Source organism: Streptomyces katrae, assembly GCF_000966975.1.
GTDB classification, from domain to species: Bacteria; Actinomycetota; Actinomycetes; order Streptomycetales; family Streptomycetaceae; genus Streptomyces; species Streptomyces katrae.
In genome coordinates, this window is sequence record NZ_JZWV01001449.1 from 1 (window position 1) to 1,189 (window position 1,189).

Annotated in this window: 2 protein-coding genes; both read right to left on the reverse strand. The window is 80.0% G+C overall.

Annotation, left to right across the window (positions count from 1 at the left end):
• Window positions 1-23: 23 nt before the first annotated feature.
• Window positions 24-902 (reverse strand): 5-oxoprolinase subunit C family protein, encoded by an 879-nt coding sequence (locus VR44_RS38210; RefSeq protein WP_245692852.1) that lies wholly within the window; start codon window positions 900-902, stop codon window positions 24-26.
• A 97-nt stretch (window positions 903-999) separates the two neighbouring features.
• The coding region (locus VR44_RS38215) for a carboxyltransferase domain-containing protein (protein ID WP_045952280.1) at window positions 1,000-1,189 on the reverse strand (190 nt) is incomplete at its 5' end.

A 1,189-nucleotide genomic window follows, 5' to 3' on the forward strand; every position in this document is an offset into this window, starting at 1 on the left:
GCGGCTCCACGGCCCCACCCCCCTCACGCCGGGACGAACCGGAGCGCCAGCCCCGGCCGGGCCTGGGCGGCGGCGTCCAGGGCGGGGCCCGGCGGGACCACCCCGACCACCGGATACCCCCCGGTCACGGGATGGTCGGCCAGGAACACCACCGGCAGCCCGTCCGGCGGCACCTGCACCGCCCCCAGGACCATCCCCTCGCTCGGCAGCTCCCCGGACCGGGCCCGTTCCAGCGGCGGCCCCGCCTCCGTCCGCAGGCCGATCCGGTTCGAAGCCGCCGACACCCGGTACGGCGAGGACAGCAGCCGCGCCACCGAAGCCCCCGTGAACCAGTCCGCCCGCGGCCCGAGCCGCAGCGGCAGCACCAGCTCCGCCACCGGCGGCCCCGGCACCCGCAGGGCGTCCGCCCCGGACACCGGGGCCGGCCCCGCCGCGCCGACCTCCAGCACCGTCCCGTCCGACAGGACCGCCGGCCCCAGCCCCGCCAGCAGGTCCGTCGAACGGCTCCCCAGCACCGCCGGCCCCGCGACCCCGCCCCGCACCGCGACATAGCTCCGCAGCCCGGCCGAGGCCGGCCCCACGTCCAGCTCCGCCCCCGCCCGCAGCCACACCGGAGCACCCCACGCCGCCGGGCGCCCGCAGACCCGTACCGCGCACGGCGCGCCCGTCACCGCGACCGTCACCGGAGCGAGCGCGCGCAGCCGGACCCCGTCCAGGGTGGTTTCCAAGGTGGCGGCCCCCGCCGGATTGCCGACGAGCCGGTTGGCCAGGGCGTACGCGCCCGTGTCCAGCGCCCCCGACCGGGGCACACCCAGGTGCGCGTACCCGGGCCGCCCCAGATCCTGCACGGTGGTCAGCGCCCCGGCCCGCACCACCAGCAGCCCGCTCCCGCTCCCGCTCACGCCCGCACCTCCCCGCCCCGGCCACGCACCACCGGCAGCCCGCTCACGCTCTCGCCGCACCTCCGTGCACCCGCGCCCCGCCCCACCGGCAGCCCGCTCACGCCCCCGCCTCCTCGAACCGCACCCGTACCCCCGGCGCGAACAGCGCCGCCGGTTCCCGGGCCGGATCCCACAGCACCGTGTCGGTGGAGCCGATGAGCTGCCAGCCGCCGGGGGAGGAGCGCGGGTAGACCCCCGCGTACTCGCCCGCCAGCGCCAGCGACCCCGCCGGGACCGCCGTCCGGGGC